General features: G+C 57.8%; 14 protein-coding genes. 3 read left to right on the forward strand and 11 right to left on the reverse strand.

The window, feature by feature from the left end; genetic code table 11:
- The first annotated feature begins 503 nt into the window (after positions 1–503).
- Complete coding sequence (locus CU100_RS18940) at positions 504–2345, forward strand: aminopeptidase P family protein (protein WP_106718639.1); 1842 nt, start codon at positions 504–506, stop codon at positions 2343–2345.
- 7 nt (positions 2346–2352) lie between these two features.
- Here CU100_RS18940 and CU100_RS18945 read toward each other — a convergent pair whose 3' ends face one another.
- The 5 genes from CU100_RS18945 to ligA all read right to left on the reverse strand — a co-directional run bounded on the left by CU100_RS18945 (position 2353) and on the right by ligA (position 8882).
- Entirely contained in the window at positions 2353–2646 is a 294-nt protein-coding gene (locus CU100_RS18945; protein WP_106718168.1) for an AzlD family protein, read from the reverse strand.
- A complete protein-coding gene (locus CU100_RS18950; protein ID WP_106718169.1) occupies positions 2646–3392 on the reverse strand; it encodes an AzlC family ABC transporter permease in 747 nt (248 codons plus the stop codon). Before CU100_RS18950 ends, CU100_RS18945 begins: the two co-directional genes overlap by 1 nt.
- 173 nt (positions 3393–3565) lie before the next feature.
- Positions 3566–5836: a TonB-dependent hemoglobin/transferrin/lactoferrin family receptor gene (locus CU100_RS18955; protein ID WP_106718170.1), complete on the reverse strand. Its 2271-nt coding sequence runs from the start codon at positions 5834–5836 to the stop codon at positions 3566–3568.
- 200 nt (positions 5837–6036) lie between these two features.
- A complete protein-coding gene (locus tag CU100_RS18960; protein ID WP_106718171.1) occupies positions 6037–6741 on the reverse strand; it encodes a DUF2461 domain-containing protein in 705 nt (234 codons plus the stop codon).
- The gene (gene ligA, locus CU100_RS18965; RefSeq protein WP_106718172.1) at positions 6738–8882 is read right to left on the reverse strand and encodes an NAD-dependent DNA ligase LigA; all 2145 of its coding nucleotides are present in this window, start codon (positions 8880–8882) and stop codon (positions 6738–6740) included. Before ligA ends, CU100_RS18960 begins: the two co-directional genes overlap by 4 nt.
- A 32-nt stretch (positions 8883–8914) precedes the next feature.
- Here ligA and CU100_RS18970 point away from each other — a divergent pair, with 32 nt between their 5' ends.
- Positions 8915–9478 (forward strand): hypothetical protein, encoded by a 564-nt coding sequence (locus tag CU100_RS18970; protein ID WP_146141878.1) that lies wholly within the window; start codon positions 8915–8917, stop codon positions 9476–9478.
- 4 nt (positions 9479–9482) lie between these two features.
- On the opposite strand, the gene CU100_RS18975 is transcribed toward CU100_RS18970, so the two are convergent.
- The 4 genes from CU100_RS18975 to CU100_RS18990 form a co-directional block, all read right to left on the reverse strand.
- Complete coding sequence (locus CU100_RS18975) at positions 9483–10310, reverse strand: phage minor head protein (RefSeq protein ID WP_106718174.1); 828 nt, start codon at positions 10308–10310, stop codon at positions 9483–9485.
- Between the two features lie 117 nt (positions 10311–10427).
- The gene (gene recN, locus CU100_RS18980; RefSeq protein ID WP_106718175.1) at positions 10428–12107 is read right to left on the reverse strand and encodes a DNA repair protein RecN; all 1680 of its coding nucleotides are present in this window, start codon (positions 12105–12107) and stop codon (positions 10428–10430) included.
- 76 nt (positions 12108–12183) lie between these two features.
- Complete coding sequence (locus tag CU100_RS18985; protein ID WP_245419162.1) at positions 12184–13020, reverse strand: outer membrane protein assembly factor BamD; 837 nt, start codon at positions 13018–13020, stop codon at positions 12184–12186.
- Between the two features lie 271 nt (positions 13021–13291).
- Positions 13292–13681, reverse strand: a complete 390-nt coding sequence (locus tag CU100_RS18990) for a tautomerase family protein (RefSeq protein ID WP_106718177.1) — start codon at positions 13679–13681, stop codon at positions 13292–13294.
- 118 nt (positions 13682–13799) lie between these two features.
- Between CU100_RS18990 and CU100_RS18995 the strand changes: the two genes are divergently transcribed.
- Positions 13800–14690 (forward strand): LysR substrate-binding domain-containing protein, encoded by an 891-nt coding sequence (locus tag CU100_RS18995; protein ID WP_106718178.1) that lies wholly within the window; start codon positions 13800–13802, stop codon positions 14688–14690.
- A gap of 6 nt (positions 14691–14696) precedes the next feature.
- On the opposite strand, the gene lpxC is transcribed toward CU100_RS18995, so the two are convergent.
- Both lpxC and ftsZ read right to left on the reverse strand, forming a co-directional pair.
- Complete coding sequence (gene lpxC / locus CU100_RS19000) at positions 14697–15653, reverse strand: UDP-3-O-acyl-N-acetylglucosamine deacetylase (RefSeq protein ID WP_106718640.1); 957 nt, start codon at positions 15651–15653, stop codon at positions 14697–14699.
- A gap of 260 nt (positions 15654–15913) precedes the next feature.
- Positions 15914–17599, reverse strand: coding sequence for a cell division protein FtsZ (gene ftsZ / locus CU100_RS19005; protein ID WP_106718179.1), 1686 nt, complete (start codon positions 17597–17599; stop codon positions 15914–15916).
- Between the last annotated feature and the right edge of the window lie 50 nt (positions 17600–17649).

The raw sequence follows: 17649 nt of genomic DNA on the forward strand, positions 1-17649 counted from the left end.
TGCCGTCGATGCAACGGATCATTGCCAACGATGCCCTTACCGTAACGGACGAAGAAGAAGGCAGACATTAGGTGGCTGGGGCGGTTCATTCAACTATTGGGATATGCCTTTATCAATGTATCGACGCAGTACATCAATTTGGAAGACGACAAAGAGGAAATATTTGTCGACTGCGAGCTAGGGGGAAGCTGCCGACTCAACATCTATTACAGCGATCTGCAATTGAGTTTGAGGGCGGAGATTCCTGGTGATGCCTTTCCCCAATGGCGGGCGGTCAAAGACGGCGCCCGCACTTTGCGCGAACGCTGGATGGTGCGGTAGCAATTCAGCGTTCACTGGGGAAAAGCATTCGAACCCCGATTAAATCGGTTGCCAGATGCACTCCTCCATTGCGTGCGTAAAAACGGGAGGCTAGGTTTCGACCCTATCATTGGCGCATGATCCTTGTTCAAAAAATCGCAAAGATTTTGGGTCGTATGCCAAGCAAAGAGGTCCAGATTCCCATGTTCCAGTCGTTTGAGGTCACAAGCAATCCTGCCACTGGAGCGCCCCGTGTCGCCAAGCTGCGAGCCGAACTCGAAAACCTTGGCCTCGATGGTTTTCTTGTGCCGCGCGCCGATGAACATCAGGGCGAATATGTGCCCGCCCGCGCCCGCCGTCTGGCATGGCTGACGGGTTTTACCGGCTCCGCAGGCGTTGCGCTGATCATGAAATACAAGGCCTATCTGTTCGTGGACGGCCGCTATACGTTGCAGGCCGTTGAGCAGACCGACCCGGACGTTTTCACCATTGAAAGCCTTGTCGACACACCGCCGCCGGTGTGGCTGCGCAATGCAGAGAAGAAGCTGACCATCGGGTTCGACCCTTGGCTGCACACGATCAGCGAGACCAAGTCACTGCGCGAGGCCTTGGAGAAAAATGGGGGCAGTCTCGTCGCGGTCAGGGACAATCTTGTCGATCTGATCTGGGACGACCAGCCCGCGCCGCCGCTGGAAGCCGTCACCATCCAGCCGGAGAAATATGCCGGCAAGCTCGCCAGCCAGAAGTTGCATGAACTGGCCGAAGCTGTCGCCAAGGCCAAAGCCGATGCGACTGTTCTCACCGATCCATCCTCTATTGCCTGGGCCTTCAACATTCGCGGCAATGATGTCAGCAACACGCCGCTTCCCCTCGCCTTCGCGCTTATTCCAGCGACGGGAGAACCGCTGCTTTTCATCGACAAGCGCAAGCTGCCTATCGAGACCGAAGCCTACCTTACGCAATTGTCGACGCTGCGCGCGCCTTCGACACTGGAAAGTGACGTGGCTGCCTTCGCCGCCGAAGGCAAGACCGTGATGCTCGACCCAGCGCTGGCGGCGGAAAAGCTGCGGCTGATCGTCGAAAAAGCCGGCGGGAAAGTCGTGGATGGCGTTGATCCGGCGCGCCTGCCCCGGGCGCTCAAGAACAAGGTGGAGCTTGAAGGCGCGCGCAAATCGCATGAGCGCGATGGCGTGGCAATGGTATCGTTCCTGTCCTGGATCGATGCGCAAGCCCCAGGAACAATCGACGAGATTATCGCTGCGACGAAACTGGAAGAGACGCGCCAGACCGTGGCAGAGAGCTTTCAGATGCCGCTGGAGAACCTGTCGTTCGACACTATTTCCGGTGCCGGCCCGAATGGCGCTTTTGCCCATTACCGCGTCAGCACGGAGTCCAACCGGAAATTGCAGGACGGCGAGCTTTTCCTGATCGACAGCGGCGGACAGTACCGCGACGGCACAACCGACATCACGCGCACGCTACCGGTCGGCCAGCCGACCGCGGACATGAAGCGCAAGTTTACTCTGGTGCTCAAGGGCATGATCGCCATTTCCACCGCGCGTTTCCCGAAGGGGACACGTGGCATGGATATCGATGTGCTCGCGCGCATAGAATTGTGGAAGCAAGGCTACGACTATGGCCATGGAACCGGCCATGGTGTCGGCTCATTCCTTTCGGTACATGAAGGGCCACAGAGCATCTCGCGGCGGGGTACGCACGAACTCCTGCCAGGAATGATCCTGTCGAACGAGCCCGGCTATTACAAGCCCGGACCCGGAGGGTATGGCATCCGCATCGAAAACCTGTTGATCGTTACCGAGCCGGACGTGCCGGAAGGCGGCGACATTCCAATGATGGGCTTCGAGACGATCACGCTATGTCCGATCGACAAGCGGCTGATCGATACCAGCCTGCTGATAAGGGAAGAGCTGATCTGGCTGGATGCGTATCATGCGCGCGTGCGCGAGGCGCTGCTGCCGCACACGCAGGGTCCGGCACGCGAATGGCTGATCAGCGCGACCGAGCCTTTCGGCCACGAGAGCTAGGCCCTTATCACGCGAACTGGCGCAGCAGGATAATCACGGCTGCGCCCGCAAGGAACATTGTCAGCGCATTGAATCGCAGGGCCACGAGACCTGCGAAGCCAAGCGCGACCAATCCGCGCCAATCGGCCTCCGCTGCCGCCGGAGCAACCAGCGTCGTCAAAACCGCTGCGGGGACAGCATTGAGCGCGACTTCGACGCGCGGGTGAATGCGCTCGAAACGCGAGAGCACCAGATGACCGCCGATACGCGTCAGGTATGTCAGGACGGCGCCGGCTATGATAATCCAGGTTATCGACGACATCAGTGCTGCTCCTGCGATTTTTCCGGCTTGGCGACGATGACGGCCACCAGAATGCCGGCAAGAGCGCCGATGCTGACGTGCCAGGGGGAACCGATCGTCTTATAGGCAATGATCGACACAAAGGCGCTTGCGATCACGATCGCGGCCCAGTTGTCACGCTTGCGAAACCCCATGACCAGACCGAGAAAGTAGATCGGCAGCAACATGTCGATGCCGAAAGCATGCGTATCCGAAATGAGATTGCCGAACAGCGCTCCTACACCGGCCTCCAGAACCCACATCACGTAGATCGGCGTGGCCACGCCCAAATACCAGATGAAGGTCACGGGCCTGCCCGATTCCGCGCGCTTTTCCGTTTCCGCATATTGCGGGTCTGTAAGCACAAAATAGCTGAGAAGGCTCTGCAGCGGCTTGAAGTGGCTGATGCGGCGGCCAACGGCGGCCGAGTAAAGGACATGCCTGAAGTTCACGGCAAAGATCGAAAAGACGATCAGCCATGCCGGGATGTTCTGGCCGAACAGTTCGATGCCGACCATCTGGCTGGCGCCGCCGAAAATGGCAGCGCTCATCAGGACCGTTTCAAAAAGGCTGAAACCATTGTCGATGGCGAGCGCGCCGAACAGCAGGCCGAAGGGAGCCGACGCCACCATGATCGGCAGGCCCTTGGCAAAGCCTTCCCAAAACTGGGAGCGTGCGGTCCCCGCATCTGCCGGGCCCGCTTGCCGCTGATGTATGTGTTCATCCATCGGTCTGCTCTAGGACAGGTTGAACAAGCTGTCACGTGAGATTTGTTGATTGATACTATCAATGTTGCTGTAGTGGATACACGCATCATACGATGGATATGACGCCAGCGACTTTTTCGTAACCGAATGGCTTGAGTAGGCGATCTCCACCGCGAGGGCGGAGATCGACGGGCTCAGAACTTTTGGGTCAAGGAAACGCGGAAACTGCGTCCAACTTCGGTATAACGATCAGCTACAGCGGGAGAAATACCGTCCGGCACGTCAAGGGCATTCCAGTACTTCGTATCGAACACGTTGAAAATGCCCGCTTGAAGCTTCATGCCGTTGGCGAATTTCGGTTCCCACCAGACCGTCGTATCCACAAGCGCATAGCCCGGAGCGACGAAGCCGCCATCGCTGACCTTGTCACGGCGCGAGGCCATGGTCAGCGAGACATCGCTGCCCCAATCTTCGACCGCGTATCCCAGCCCCACGATCGCGCGGACCGGCGGAACCGAATTCAGGTACTCGTCGTTCTCGGTATCCTTGCCGACTGTCCAGGCGACGGACGCCCAGGTGCGCCAATGTTCGGCAAAGTTTACGTGGCCGCGCAGTTCGGCACCATAAATCTGCACACGCTCGAGATTGGCATAGCCTGTGATGCCGCCGACGGGGAACTCGCCGCCCGGAGGCGCGATCGTCACTTCTTCGATAAAGTTGCGATAGTAATTGTTGAAGATGCTGCCGCCAAAACCATAGGTCTCGTTCTGGAATTTGGCGCCGATTTCAAAGCCGTTGCTGGTTTCAGGCTTCAGATCAGGATTGCCGATCCTGGCGTAAGAGCCGGGAGCGCCATAGTTCTGGTAGAGCTCCAGAGCGGTTGGAGCGCGGAACGCCTGTGCCCATTGGGCATAGAAGTCGAGATCGGGAGCAGCGTGCCAGGTGGCGCGCAGCTTGGGAGAGAAGCGCGAGTCGCTGTTGGACGCAGGCAGCGTACCGTCGAAAATCGGGCTTTCTTCATAGGCGGCGGTCAATTGCGGGCGATGATCGTACCAGTCGAAGCGCGCCCCGGGGGTGATTGTGACGCGGCCATCCAGGATATCGATGTCATCTTCGGCGTAGAGACCGACTGCAATGGACTCGACATCCGGCATGTCAGACGAATTAGAGTGCAGCATGCGGCAGGATTGCGGGCCGAACGGTTGCGGGATCGTCGACCAGTCGACGTCTGGGCAATTGTCGACGCCCGCCGAATACTGGTGGGTATCCTGGCGATAAATCTCACCACCAACACGGAAAGTGTGCGTCAGATTGCCGATCTCGGCGCTTTTCAGCACATTGCCGGTAAAACCGTAATTATCCTGCGTCAGTTCATTGTTGCGTTTGTAGATGCCTGAGGGATAGCCGTAGAAGAATGGATCGCCCGGGATGATAAATGATCGTCCATCACGAACGCGGATGCCATCGGTCGTCTTGGTCAACGTCTGCTGCTGCCAATAGGCAATGGCATGAGCTTCGTCGATCCAGCCTGTCTTGTCCGGGGATATATAGTCGTAGCTCGCCGATATCCGCTTCCGCTCGACATCATCCCCCGATTCGAGGCTACCCGGAACGTAGCTCGCAGTCGAACCGATCTTGTCATCGATATCCGCATCGCGCTTGAAATATTCTCCCGTCAGGCCAATACGGTGGCCGCCTTCGATGTTCTGGTAGATCTTGGCGAGGAAATTGCCCTGGTCGAAATCGAGGGGATTGGCTTCGGTTCGCGTTGCGCCATAGCCACCGACATCGCCCATGTTTTCCAGTTCATGGCCCTGCCTGTAGCCGCCCTGAATCAGGAATTCGGTGTCGTTTGCGCGCCCTGCCACGGCGGCATTGGTGCGCCAGCTCTGGTCGGCGCTGTCATAGACGCCCTTGGTTATCGCGCCCCAATTGCGCCCATCCGTCAGAAGGTCCTCCGGATCGAGCGTTTGCAGTTGCACGACACCGCCCAGGGCGCCGGAACCGTAGCGGCTGGAGTCAGCGCCTTTCGTGATGTCAATGGCGGAAAGCCCATCGAAATCCACCGCATTCAGCCCGCCCGAATTGCTGCGGGGATCCGTCAGCCATGGAACGCGTATGCCATCGATCGTCGTCAAAACACGGGATGAATCAAGGCCGCGCAGATTGATACTGTTGTTTTGAGTGCTGAAATTGACACCGGCATCGACGCGGCGCCCGAGATCCTCGAAGCTTTCGACCATTCGCTCCTGAATCTCTTGCCGATCAGTCGTGGTCGTGAGCGGGGATTTTTCACCCTCTGCCGCCTTCGGCCTGGCGCCTTTTACGACAATGGTCTCCAACTCGATATTCTCACCGACATTCGTCGCATTTTGTGCAAGGGATATACCCGTGCTCAAGCCAATCGCCGCCAAGGTACCGGCGCTGCCACACATGAGGCGCGCAAGCAGATAATTCCTAGTCATGTCCCAGTTCCCCAAACCCGAAGAGAGTGCCTGGCTGGCTCTACGCCCACGAGCTGTCGTGGAGCGTCACTGGCTTGCTGAGCGGATGAAAAGCGTGCAACCACGCTGTACAAATGTTCAGTACTAAAAGTTGAGTATGTAAGTCAACATTAATAGTATGATTCTCATCGGGATTGTGATTCCGCTAAAAGCGTGGTGGATCAGGAGGTTGTGGTGCCGCTGATCGCCCTGCCCCAGTCGATCAACGGCCTGGCCCTCAGTGCAAAATCCAAAAGATCATCGGCAAGCTTTGGCGAAGTGATGGCGGATGGATCGATAGGATATCGGACGACAAAATTCCGGTTGCGCAGAGCCTCGATCAGGTCCGGGTCTGTGACGGCTTCAAAGCCGCGCGGCGTGCGCTTCAGAGCGTCAGTATCTTTCATGGCGAGCCCGTTTTTCTTGAGCGCGTTGACCATGGCGCGATAGTTTTCCGGCTTTTCGACGATTGCCTTGCGCATCGCCAGCAGAAGTTCCGGTTTTTGCTGCCACCATGCGACAGCGGCGTAACAGCCCCGATAGTCCTCGTGGCCGATACAGACATAAAAACAGCCGCTCTCAGCCCACTTGTTGCCGTCGGGGGAGAGCAATGCCGATAGATGCCGGTTGTACGGGCTCTTGTCCTTGGAAAAACGCACGTCGCGCTTGATCCGGAACTGCGATTTCTTCCGGTCCCCCCTGAAGGGCAAACCAGCCTTTTCGAAGCGAGCAAGCAGATCCTCGACCAGGTCCCCCAGCGGCTCGTAGAGATGAGCTTCGAAAATGTCCTTGTTCTCCAGGAACCATTCGCGGTTCTGATGGAAATCAAGCGCCTTGAGAAACGGCATTGCCTTTTCGCCGAAGCCTTTGAAAATCACGTCGTTCATGCGCCCACCAGTGTAAACCAGGAGTCCTCATCGATGACTTCGATGCCGAGAGTCTGGGCCTGTGCAAGTTTCGATCCTGCGCCGGGTCCCGCCACCACGAGATCGGTTTTCTTGGAGACGGAACCCGCCGTCTTGGCGCCATAACGCTCGGCCATAGCCTTGGCCTCGTCGCGCGACATCCGCTCCAGCGACCCGGTGAAGACGATGGTCTTGCCAGCCACCGGCGAATGGCTCACGGTTCTGACTTCCTCATCGAGCGGCGTGACCTCGGCGAGGAGCGCATCGAGAGCGTGGCGATTGTGCTCCTCGGCATAGAAATCGACCAGCGCCTCGGCGACGATACTGCCGATGCCCTCCACCTCGTTCAACTCGCGCCAGGCATCATTGCCCTTGTCGGCTTTATCTCTGGGGGGTTCGGCAGCCATCGCCACACTGGCAAGCGCATCATAGGAACGATAGGCTCTGGCAAGCCGCTTCGCATTGACTTCGCCCACGTGACGAATGCCAAGTGCATATATGAACCTGCCAAGGGATACTTCGCGCCGGGCATCGATCGCGTCATAAAGTTTCCTGACAGAGGTCGCGCCAAAACCGTCGATGTTTTCGAGCTTGGCCAGCGAGCCTGCCTGACGCTTCTTGAGTGTAAAAATATCGGCGGGGGTGCCGATATGCAGCGCCGGATCTTCCGATTTGAAGAAGAACTCCACCTGTTTTTCGCCAAGCCCCTCGATATCGAAGGCATTGCGCGAGACGAAATGCCGGATGCGCTCGACAGCCTGCGCCGGGCAGATCAACCCGCCTGTGCAGCGCCGAACCGCTTCGCCTTCCTCGCGCACCGCATGCGATCCGCAAGCCGGGCAAATCTCCGGGAAGATATAGGGCGTGGTTCCACGCGGCTTGTCCGCCACGACATCGACGATCTGCGGGATGACATCACCCGCACGTTGCACCACGACCGTATCACCGATACGCAGGTCCCGCCCCTCGCGGATAGGCTGGCCGTTCTGGCCGATACCCTTGATGTAGTCCTCATTGTGCAGGGTCACGTTGGTGACGACCACACCGCCGACTGTAACCGGCTCAAGCCGCGCCACCGGGGTCAGCGCTCCGGTACGGCCGACCTGAATATCGATGCCCTTGAGGATCGTCATGGCACGTTCGGCAGGAAATTTATGTGCTATCGCCCAGCGGGGGCTGCGCGAGACAAAGCCGAGCCGCTGCTGCAGCGCCAGATCATCGACCTTGTAGACCACGCCATCGATATCGTAGCCGAGCAGCGCCCGTTGTTCCTCGATCTGGTGATAGTGCTTTACCAGCGCTTCTACCGTCTCGAACCGTTGCATCAACGGGTTGACGCGAAAGCCATAGGATTTGAACGCTTCGACCATCCCCATCTGTGTCCTGGCAGGCATGTCGCTGACCTCGCCCCAGGCATAGGCAAAGAATTGCAGCGGCCGCGATGCCGTGACCGCAGGGTCGAGCTGGCGCAGCGAACCTGCCGCGGCGTTGCGCGGATTGGCAAATATCTGCTTGCCATCCCTTGCCTGCCGTTCGTTCAGTGCCGCAAAATCCGCGTGACTCATATAGACCTCGCCGCGCACCTCCAGCACTTCGGGCGGCTTGCCGCTGAGCACATTGGGTATACTCGCAACTGTCCGGGCGTTTAGCGTGACGTTCTCGCCTGTCGTGCCGTCGCCGCGGGTAGCCGCCGTCACCAGCCTGCCAAGTTCGTAGCGAAGCGAAAGCGAAAGGCCATCGATCTTGGGTTCCGCCGTGATGCCTATCTTCGCTTCGGCTCCGAGCTTGAGGAACCTGCGGATGCGGAGGGCGAAATCTTCGACATCGCTGTCATGGAAGGCATTATCCAAGGACAACATCGGGATCGAATGGGTGACCTTGCCGAACTTTTCCGACGCGACCGCGCCGACTTTATTGGATGGCGAGTCTTCGCGCTTTAAATGCGGAAAACGCTGTTCAATCGCCAGATTGCGGCGCCGCAGCGCATCATATTCGGCATCCGAGATGATCGGGGCATCTTCTGTATTGTAACGGTAATCATGCTGGGCAATCTCGGCTGCAAGGCGCCCAAGTTCCTCAGCGGCATCCGCCTCGCTCAACTGTTCTACGGGAATATCTGCCATCACTATCGTCTAATTGTTGCGCATTGTCATCCGTGCAACGTTATCCATCCTTTGGCGGAAGAGAAAGCGATTCCAGCATCTTGGTGAATTATTGGTTCTGGCTTTTGGTTGTTGTACCCCCAGCTTTGGTGTTCACCGCAAGACCAGAGGAAGATGACTGGCTTAAAACGGGGCGATTGGTCGGCGCAGTTGCGCTGGCCGCGTTGTTTAGTCAGCTTGTGGTGGATTTCGATGAAAGGATTGCAGCCGAGTTTTATGCAGAATGTCTCGCCCGCATTCCCTCCAGTGAAGAGGTGAAGCGTATGCGTTTCAATTGCCTATCATTAAAGTATGATTTCCTCGGAGTCCGAGACATTTTTCTAGGAAACTTTGCGTGGATATCAAACGTTGGGTATGTCACCTCCCTTGAAATCATTCGGCGCATCCAGCTTCTTCACACAACATCGATATTTTGCAGGAAACATTTGATAAGCAACATATTTATCTTCTTATGTTTTCCGCTCGTTGCCGCTTTGCTCTTTCTATCGCTTGTATTTTTTTTCTATGCGTTTGGCGACTACATACTTTTGACGCATAGCGTCGTTTATGGGAAATAGACACTCATTCCGGCCATCGATACATACTCTCGGTCGCACTCAATTTCGCTTCGCTTTTAAAATTGGTGGTCCATGTATCTGTAATCGAGAACGGTGTGCCTCTTAGTTCTGTCCATTGCCACGATTCGGGTGTCAAGGCAGAGGAACCAGTCGCCATCTGTCGCAAATCTGCAGGATCGGTAAATTCATCGGCGTATTGGTAAGAGATGCTGCCCTCAATGAACATCATACCGTTTTGAGTTTTGACAGATCCAACAAACTGTCCACTAACGACACTTTTTCCGAAAGCAAAAACATATCCTATAAACTGATACGTCCCGGCGAACCCATAGGTGAAATGACCGAATTTCGCCTTTCTCGCTGCGTCAATAATCTGCGCGTTAATACGATCTATCACCAATGCTGCATAGAAAAAGTAGAAGATCAAACCTGCCAAGTTGCCTGTTTTAGAGAGTGTGACCGCCTCGCCGCCACCAGTTCTAAAATAGTCCAAGAACTTACCTGTGTTCCACTGCGGAGTCGCGTCATCGATGTCGCTGGTAATCGTCTGATAAGCATATTCGCTGGTCCCCCGTTCATAGGGCTCCGCTGTGCAGCGGCAGCCATAGTCCTCGCCCGGATGGCCGGTCTCCGGTGGATTGTCCCATGCGAATAGCTTCCCATTATTTTCTATATGTGATGGGCGCACCTGCGGGTCGCCGCGCGTACGCCAGATATAGTGCGTGGTCTGACGGCCCAGGTCTTCTGCCTTTAGCGCCAGCCGTATCGGTACCCCGCGGCGGAGATAGTCGTTAAAAGCCTTGCGGTATTCCAGTGAATTGAGAGGGTTCATCGTGTCTTGTCCGGTTGCGTCGAGACGATGATACGGCCGAAAAAGTGAGCGTGGATAAGTGACCAGTGGGAAACCACTGGAACCCCGTCAATATCGCGCATTCAGGCGCTTCGGCTATTAAGGTGCGGCCGGAGCGTTTTCCCGGAGCAACCGCACCGCTGCGGCGCGCGCTTCATCGGTGACGCTGGCGCCAGCCAGCATGCGGGCGATTTCTTCCTGCCTGTCGCCGGTTTCCATCGCCCGTATGGAAGTCGCCACGCGGTCATTACCGGCGGCGGCCTTGGCGATAAGGAAATGCGTCTGAGCCCGGGCGGCAACCTGCGGCGCATGGGTGACGGAGAGAACCTGAACAGTACCCGCCAAGCGCCGCAGACGCTGGCCGATAGCGTCGGCGACCGCACCGCCCACACCCGTGTCGATCTCGTCGAACACCAGTGTCGGCGCAGAACCGCGATCGGCAAGTGCTACTTTCAGCGCCAGGAGGAATCGCGAAAGTTCGCCGCCGGACGCGACTTTCATCATGGGACCGGCGCGCGTGCCCGGATTGGTACGTACCCAATATTCGACCGTATCGATCCCGTCGGCAGTACGGCTCCCTGCATCCGTCGTCATCTCGACGATGAACTCGGCGCGCTCCAGTTTCAGGGCGGGAAGCTCCGCCATGACAGCCTGTTTCAAGTGCTCGGCGGTCTCGCGGCGGTCTTTCGAAAGTGCGAGCGCCGCCAGATCATAAGCGTCCCGTGCCGCCAAGGCTTCTTTTTCGAGCGCAGCCAGTCTTTCTGCTCCCGCATCGATATCGGCAAGGTCCGCGTCCATCCGGTCACGCAATGCCGGAAGATCATCGACGGCAACGGAATATTTACGCGCCGCGGCCCGCAATGCGAACAGCCGTTCCTCCGTCTGCTCAAGCACACGCGGATCGAAATCGATGGCGCGGATCGCCTGTTCAATGCCATTTTGAGCTTCGGCCAACGCATTGAGGGCCTCGTCGATGGCCTTGACCACAGGCTCCAGCAATTGCGGCGCTTCCGGAACCTTTCGCTCCAGGCGGCGAACGAGGCTGGCAAGTGAGGGGACGGGAGACGCATTGCCGGACAGAACCTCATTGGCATCGTTGACGTCGCCAGCGATTTTTTCCGAGCGCATCATATCCGTACGCCTGATCGCCAGCGCTTCTTCCTCAAGCGGTTCCGGATCAAGCTTGGCAAGTTCCTCGACCGAGGCGCGCAGATAATCCGCCTCGCGCGTCGCCGCTTCCACCTTGGCACGATGGCGGACCAGAGCGTGCTCCGTATCCCGCCAGGTCTTATGGAGCGCGCGAACAAGCGTGGCCTTGGTTTCAAGCGCTCCGAATGCATCGAGAAGGGTGCGGTGAATATCGGTATCGACAAGCGCACGATCGTCGTGCTGGCCGTGGATCTCCACCAGCCTGCGGCCAAGCTCTCTCAGCAGCGTCACACTCGCCGCCTGGTCGTTGATGAAGACACGGCTACGGCCATCGGCATTCTGTACACGGCGCAGGATGATATCGCCATCGTCGTCAATGTCGTTCTCGCGCAATAGAGTGCGCGCCGGGTGGCTTCCCACAATGTCGAATACCGCCGTAACCTGCCCCTGCTCGGCGCCGTGGCGCACAAGCGAAGCATCGCCGCGCGCGCCCAAGGCCAGCGACAACGCATCGAGCAGGATGGATTTGCCCGCACCTGTCTCGCCTGTCAGCACCGACAGACCTTCGCGAAACTCGATGTCGAGCCGTTCAATCAGAACAATATCGCGGATCGACAGATGCGAAAGCATGGTTGCTCAGGTTATGGTTTCTTCGTTTTACGCAATTCCGGACTGAAAACCGGTTCCCACTTTTCCTGGAATTGCTTTAGACGCCGTCTTTGCCACCAGTGATAGCTTCTGCGGCTTTGGAAAGCCATGAGCCGGAATTCTGTCGAGGTTCAAGTCCACCACTCTGCAGGAGCTTGTAGCTGTCCTTGTACCACTCGCTGTCCGGGTAGTTCTGGCCAAGAACGGCCGCGGCCGTCTGTGCTTCATTGGTGATGCCCAAGGCGTAATAGGCCTCGACCAGGCGAGCCAAGGCTTCCTCGACCTGCCGCGTATTCGAATATTGCTCGACGACACCGCGGAAGCGTTTGATAGCCGCCAGATATTCCTTGCGCTCTAGATAATAGCGGCCGACCTGCATTTCCTTGCCGGCGAGCTGATCGCGGCCAAAGCGTATCTTTGCCTTGGAATCCTCGACATATTCAGAGTCGGGATAACGCTCTACGACCTCGTTGAACGCAGCGATCGAACGGCGCGTCATGCTTTGTTCGCGCGTCACATCGGGGATCTGGCGATAGTAGCAAAGGCCGGTGATGTAATAGGCGTATGCCGCTTCGGGTTGCGTCGGATAGAGCGCGATATAGCGCTTGGTCATTGCCACCGCCTCGTCATATTTGCCTGCGCGATAATTGGCGAAGGCACCCATGACCAGCGATTTGCGGGCAAATTCCGAATAAGGATGCTGGCGATCCACCGCATCGAACTTCTTGGCAGCCTCATCGAGACGGCCGGAGTTCAGATTGGCAAGCGCCTGGTTATAAAGCACGTCTGCAGGCTCGATCGTATCGACATAAGCGTTGAGGTCGATATCATCGTCCTTCGAGGCACACCCGGAAATGGCTATGGCGCTGGCAACTGGAAGTAGAAGAAAGGCCATTCTGGCTTTGGTACCGAAGCCTTTATTCATCGACATTCTGCTATTCGCCATACTGTTTCCGGCCCCACGTAATAAATTTAAGAGCAATGATCGCAACCCGTTATCACGTTTGCGGCTCATACTCTAGGCATAGTCAATCTGCCGTCGGTTGGGCGCTCATAAACCACAAGCGACGAGAATCAGCAATCTTATTGCCATGTAATCGTCCAATTTTGTGGCGGAGCCGAAAAACAGTTTCAAATCCCCTCTATTGCGGGCCTTTTGAAAGGCGTCACGCGTTTTCAAGCAATTGTGCCTCGCCATTGCTGAATGACCATTCGTCCCGGCTGGAGGTGCTGATGATGATCATAACATCCTCGGGCCTTACGCCGGGTGCCTCCGCAAGCAGCGTAACGAGGCGCTTGTAGAATGCCTGTTTCGTCGCGGCATCACGCGGCCTGCCGATATTGATGGCGAACATCATGAAATCGTCCGAGCGCGGGCCGCCGAAGTAATTGCGGTCAAAGATAAGCTCTCCCGGGCGAAACTGCTGAATAGCCTGAAACCGGTCATCGGCAGGAACATTAAAGGCTTCGACCAGCGCCTTGTGCAGGCTCTCTGACACGGATTTCAGGTATTCGGGAGATTTGCCTTCGAGGAGCGAAATGCGAGTGAACGGCATTGTACTGTCCTTCCTTTGATAAAGCGCAAACACTTGACCCCACTGTTGTACAACAGCATAATCGTCCTGAAAATTCGATAATATCGGACAAACTATCCTGGAAAAGAGGATAATCAAAATGCAAAGGATCACGTTCGATCTCGATTGTCTGCGCACTTTCTCCACGGGTATGGAACTTGGCAGTTTTTCCAAGGCAGCGGTCCGGCTTGGCCGCTCCACCTCGGCGGTCAGTGCACAATTGAAGAAGTTGGAGCAACAGGCGGGAACGCCGATTTTCGTCAAGTCCGGCAGGGGCCTTGCCCTCACTGAAGCCGGCGAGACCATGCTGGCCTATGCACGCAGATTGCTTGATCTCAACGATGAAGCCGTAACTGCCATTCAAGGGAGTGAACTTGAGGGATGGGTGCGGCTCGGACTGCAGGAGGATTTCGGTGAGACCGTTCTTCCCAAGGTGCTTGGACAGTTCGCCAGGGCGCATCCCAAGGTGCGGATCGAGGCGCGCGTGGCACGCAATGCCGAGTTGATCGAACGGATCACTTCCGGTCGCCTGGACCTGGCATTGGCATGGAGCGATGGATCGGTGACGACGCCCCACCATGAGCGGGTAATGGATGTGCCGATGTGCTGGGTTGGACCGGCCGGTGAGCCGCGAGTCTGGCAGGCGACGGCGGACGAACCGCTGCCGCTGGCCTCGCTTGAGGCACCTTGTCTCCTTCGGACCGCCGCCACTGATGCGCTGGACCGAGCCCACATACCCTGGCGGCTTTCATTTGTCAGTCCGAGCCTCGCAGGTCTGTGGGCAGCAACGGTCGCCGGCCTTGGCGTGACCATTCGCACACCCATCGGCTTACCCGCAACCGTACAGCAACTGGTACCGGTCGTCAGCGGACTGCCGCCATTGCCTTCACTTGGACTTGTCCTTCATCGCGCGCAAGCACAGCCGGATCCGGCAACCGCACGCCTCGCAACGATCATGCTGCAGGCATTGCAGGACGTCAGACCGGATTGACAGGGATCAGAGTACCGAGGGCGCCAAGGTAGCGTTCACGGCGACGAGGGGTGCGCCGCGCGATTGACCCCGCGTGCCGGCCGTTTCCACGATCTCGAACGCTGCCGTATCTGAAAGAAGCGCGCGCAGCGCGGCGGCGTTCAACCGATGCCCGCCACGATACGAGCGGAAACAACCGATGAACGGTGCGCCGGCAAGAGCGAGATCGCCGATGGCGTCCAGCGTCTTGTGACGCACAAACTCATCCTTGTACCGAAGCCCGCCGGGATTGATGACGGAATGATCGTCGCCGATGACCAGCGAATTATCGAGGGATGACCCAAGCGCCAAACCCGCCGCCCAGAGCTTCTCCACATCACGCATGAAACCGAAGGTGCGTGCTCGCGAGATCTCCTTGCGAAATATCGTCTCGTCCATGTCGCTGGCAAATTTCTGACGGCCGATGGCCGGCGTGTCGAAATCGATCTCCACCTCATAGCGGGTGCCCTCATAGGGGCTGAACTCCGCCCACGAAGCTCCAGCCTCGATGCGCGAAGTCTTGAGGATGCGGATGAAACGGCGCTTTGCCGCCTGCCGCACGAATCCTGCCTGTTCGAACGCATCGAGGAACATGGACGATGTTCCGTCAAGGATCGGAACTTCCGGGCCATCGATCTCCGCGATCATATTGTCGATGCCCGAACCGGCAATAGCCGCCATCACGTGCTCGACGGTACTGACCGTGACCCCTGCCCTATCGGTCAATGTCGTGGACAGATCCGTCGTACCGACTTCCGAGACGAGCGCCTTGATTTCATGACTGGAGCCGGCACCGCCCAGCCTGTGGAAAACGATGCCCGTTCCGGGATCGGCGGGCAGGAAAGTAATCGTCACCGGGGCACCGGAGTGCACACCCGCGCCCGCAAGCGAAATCCGCTCGGCAATCGTTGTCTGGTACTCGCGCAATGGAAACCTCGTGCCCATGTGCCGCAACGGACAGTCTGTCCGATTGCAGCCGATATAGTGCGGCGCTGTACGCTTCAGGACCAGCATCGCTCATGATTCATTTGCGGTGCAACATACAATCGGCATGGCTTGACGCAAAATCACGGTTTGGCGACGTCTGTTACGAAGCCGCGACCCATCCAGCCAAAAAGTATGGCTTGAATTTCAATGGTTTAAAAGAAAATTCCGCCAGTGAAGTCAATGGCGGAATTCACGTTCGTTAACAATCCGTGATCGGATCAGTTTGCCTGGCGGCGAAGAAACGCCGGGATTTCAAGCTGATCGTCCTCGGAAGCCTGCCGCGCCTGTGGTTGTACACGGCCCTGCTCGTCGAGCTGGCCACGGCGTGGCGCATAGATCGACGCGTCCTGCGAAAGCGGCCGGCGCTGTTCGACCGGACGCATGGCGGGTTCACGCGGCTGCGCGGGTTCCAGCCGGGCAGTCTCGTCTTCGCGGCGGGTCAAACCGGCGGTCAGGCGCTTCAGAAGGCCCATGGGACCACGGTCTTCCTGGCTTTCATAGGAAGGCTCCCGGCTATTGTCGCGCGTACCCATGTCACGCGCGTTGAGTTCCGCCTGAACCACCGGCGGGAAATCCGCTACGTTAGGCATGCGCGGAGCAACCGGCAGAGGCGCAGGTGCCGCCTGCATCTGTGGTTGCGGTGCTGGTTGATGCACAGGAGCCTGTGGCGCGGCCGCAAAAGGAGCGTCGAATACTTCCGGAGCCGGAGCCTGGAAAATGCGGCTCTGCGGACGGAATTCTTCGGCGGGCTGCGGTGCGCGCTGCACCATATCCTGCTCGGCAGCGCGGATGGCATCCGCTACCGGATCTGCCATGCGCGCGGCTGGCTGCTGAACAACCGGACGAGCGTTTATGCTTGCGGCCGCCTGCTGCGCGGGCTTGGCAATGGGCTTCAAAGGCTGGCGAAATTCGATCGGCGCGGGCGCCGACTCTCCAATCTGCTTATCGATGCCAGTTGCCACGACAGAAACGCGGATGATGCCTTCAAGGCTTTCGTCGAAGGTTGCACCAAGGATGATATTGGCATCCTGGTCGACTTCTTCACGGATACGAGTTGCAGCCTCGTCGACTTCGAACAGCGTCATGTCGCGGCCGCCGGTGATAGAAATCAGCAGACCCTTGGCGCCGCGCATCGACGTTTCGTCGAGCAGCGGGTTGGCAATTGCAGCTTCGGCGGCAGCCATCGCACGGCCATCACCGGATGCCTCGCCAGTGCCCATCATTGCCTTGCCCATCTCGCGCATGACCGAGCGAACGTCGGCAAAGTCGAGATTGATGAGACCTTCCTTCACCATCAGATCGGTGATGCAGGCAACGCCTGAGTAGAGCACCTGATCTGCCATCGCGAATGCATCGGCAAAGGTTGTCTTGTCGTTGGCGATGCGGAAGAGATTCTGGTTCGGGATGACGATGAGCGTATCGACATTCTTCTGCAGGTCTTCGATCCCCATATCGGCGGTGCGCATGCGGCGCTGACCTTCGAAGTGGAAAGGCTTGGTGACGACACCAACAGTCAGAATGCCCTTTTCGCGGGCTGCGCGGGCAACGACAGGGGCAGCGCCTGTCCCGGTGCCACCGCCCATGCCTGCGGTAACGAAGCACATGTGCGTGCCCTGCAGGTGGTCGTTTATCTCGTCGATGCATTCTTCGGCCGCTGCACGGCCAACTTCTGGTTGCGAGCCCGCGCCAAGACCTTCGGTCACAGCCGCACCAAGCTGAACAAGACGTTCGGCCTTCGACTGCGACAGCGCCTGTGCATCAGTATTGGCTACCACGAATTCAACACCGCGCAAGCCGGCATTGATCATGTTATTGACCGCGTTGCCACCACCACCGCCAACACCGAAAACGGTGATCCGTGGCTTAAGCTCGGTAATGTCCGGCTTTTGCAGATTGATACTCATTTGGTCCGTTCCTTTTCGTCTCTACCGCCTCGCCGCTGCGGTGTTTTTTT

The sequence above is a fragment of the Phyllobacterium endophyticum genome, from assembly GCF_003010935.1.
GTDB lineage: Bacteria > Pseudomonadota > Alphaproteobacteria > Rhizobiales > Rhizobiaceae > Phyllobacterium > Phyllobacterium endophyticum.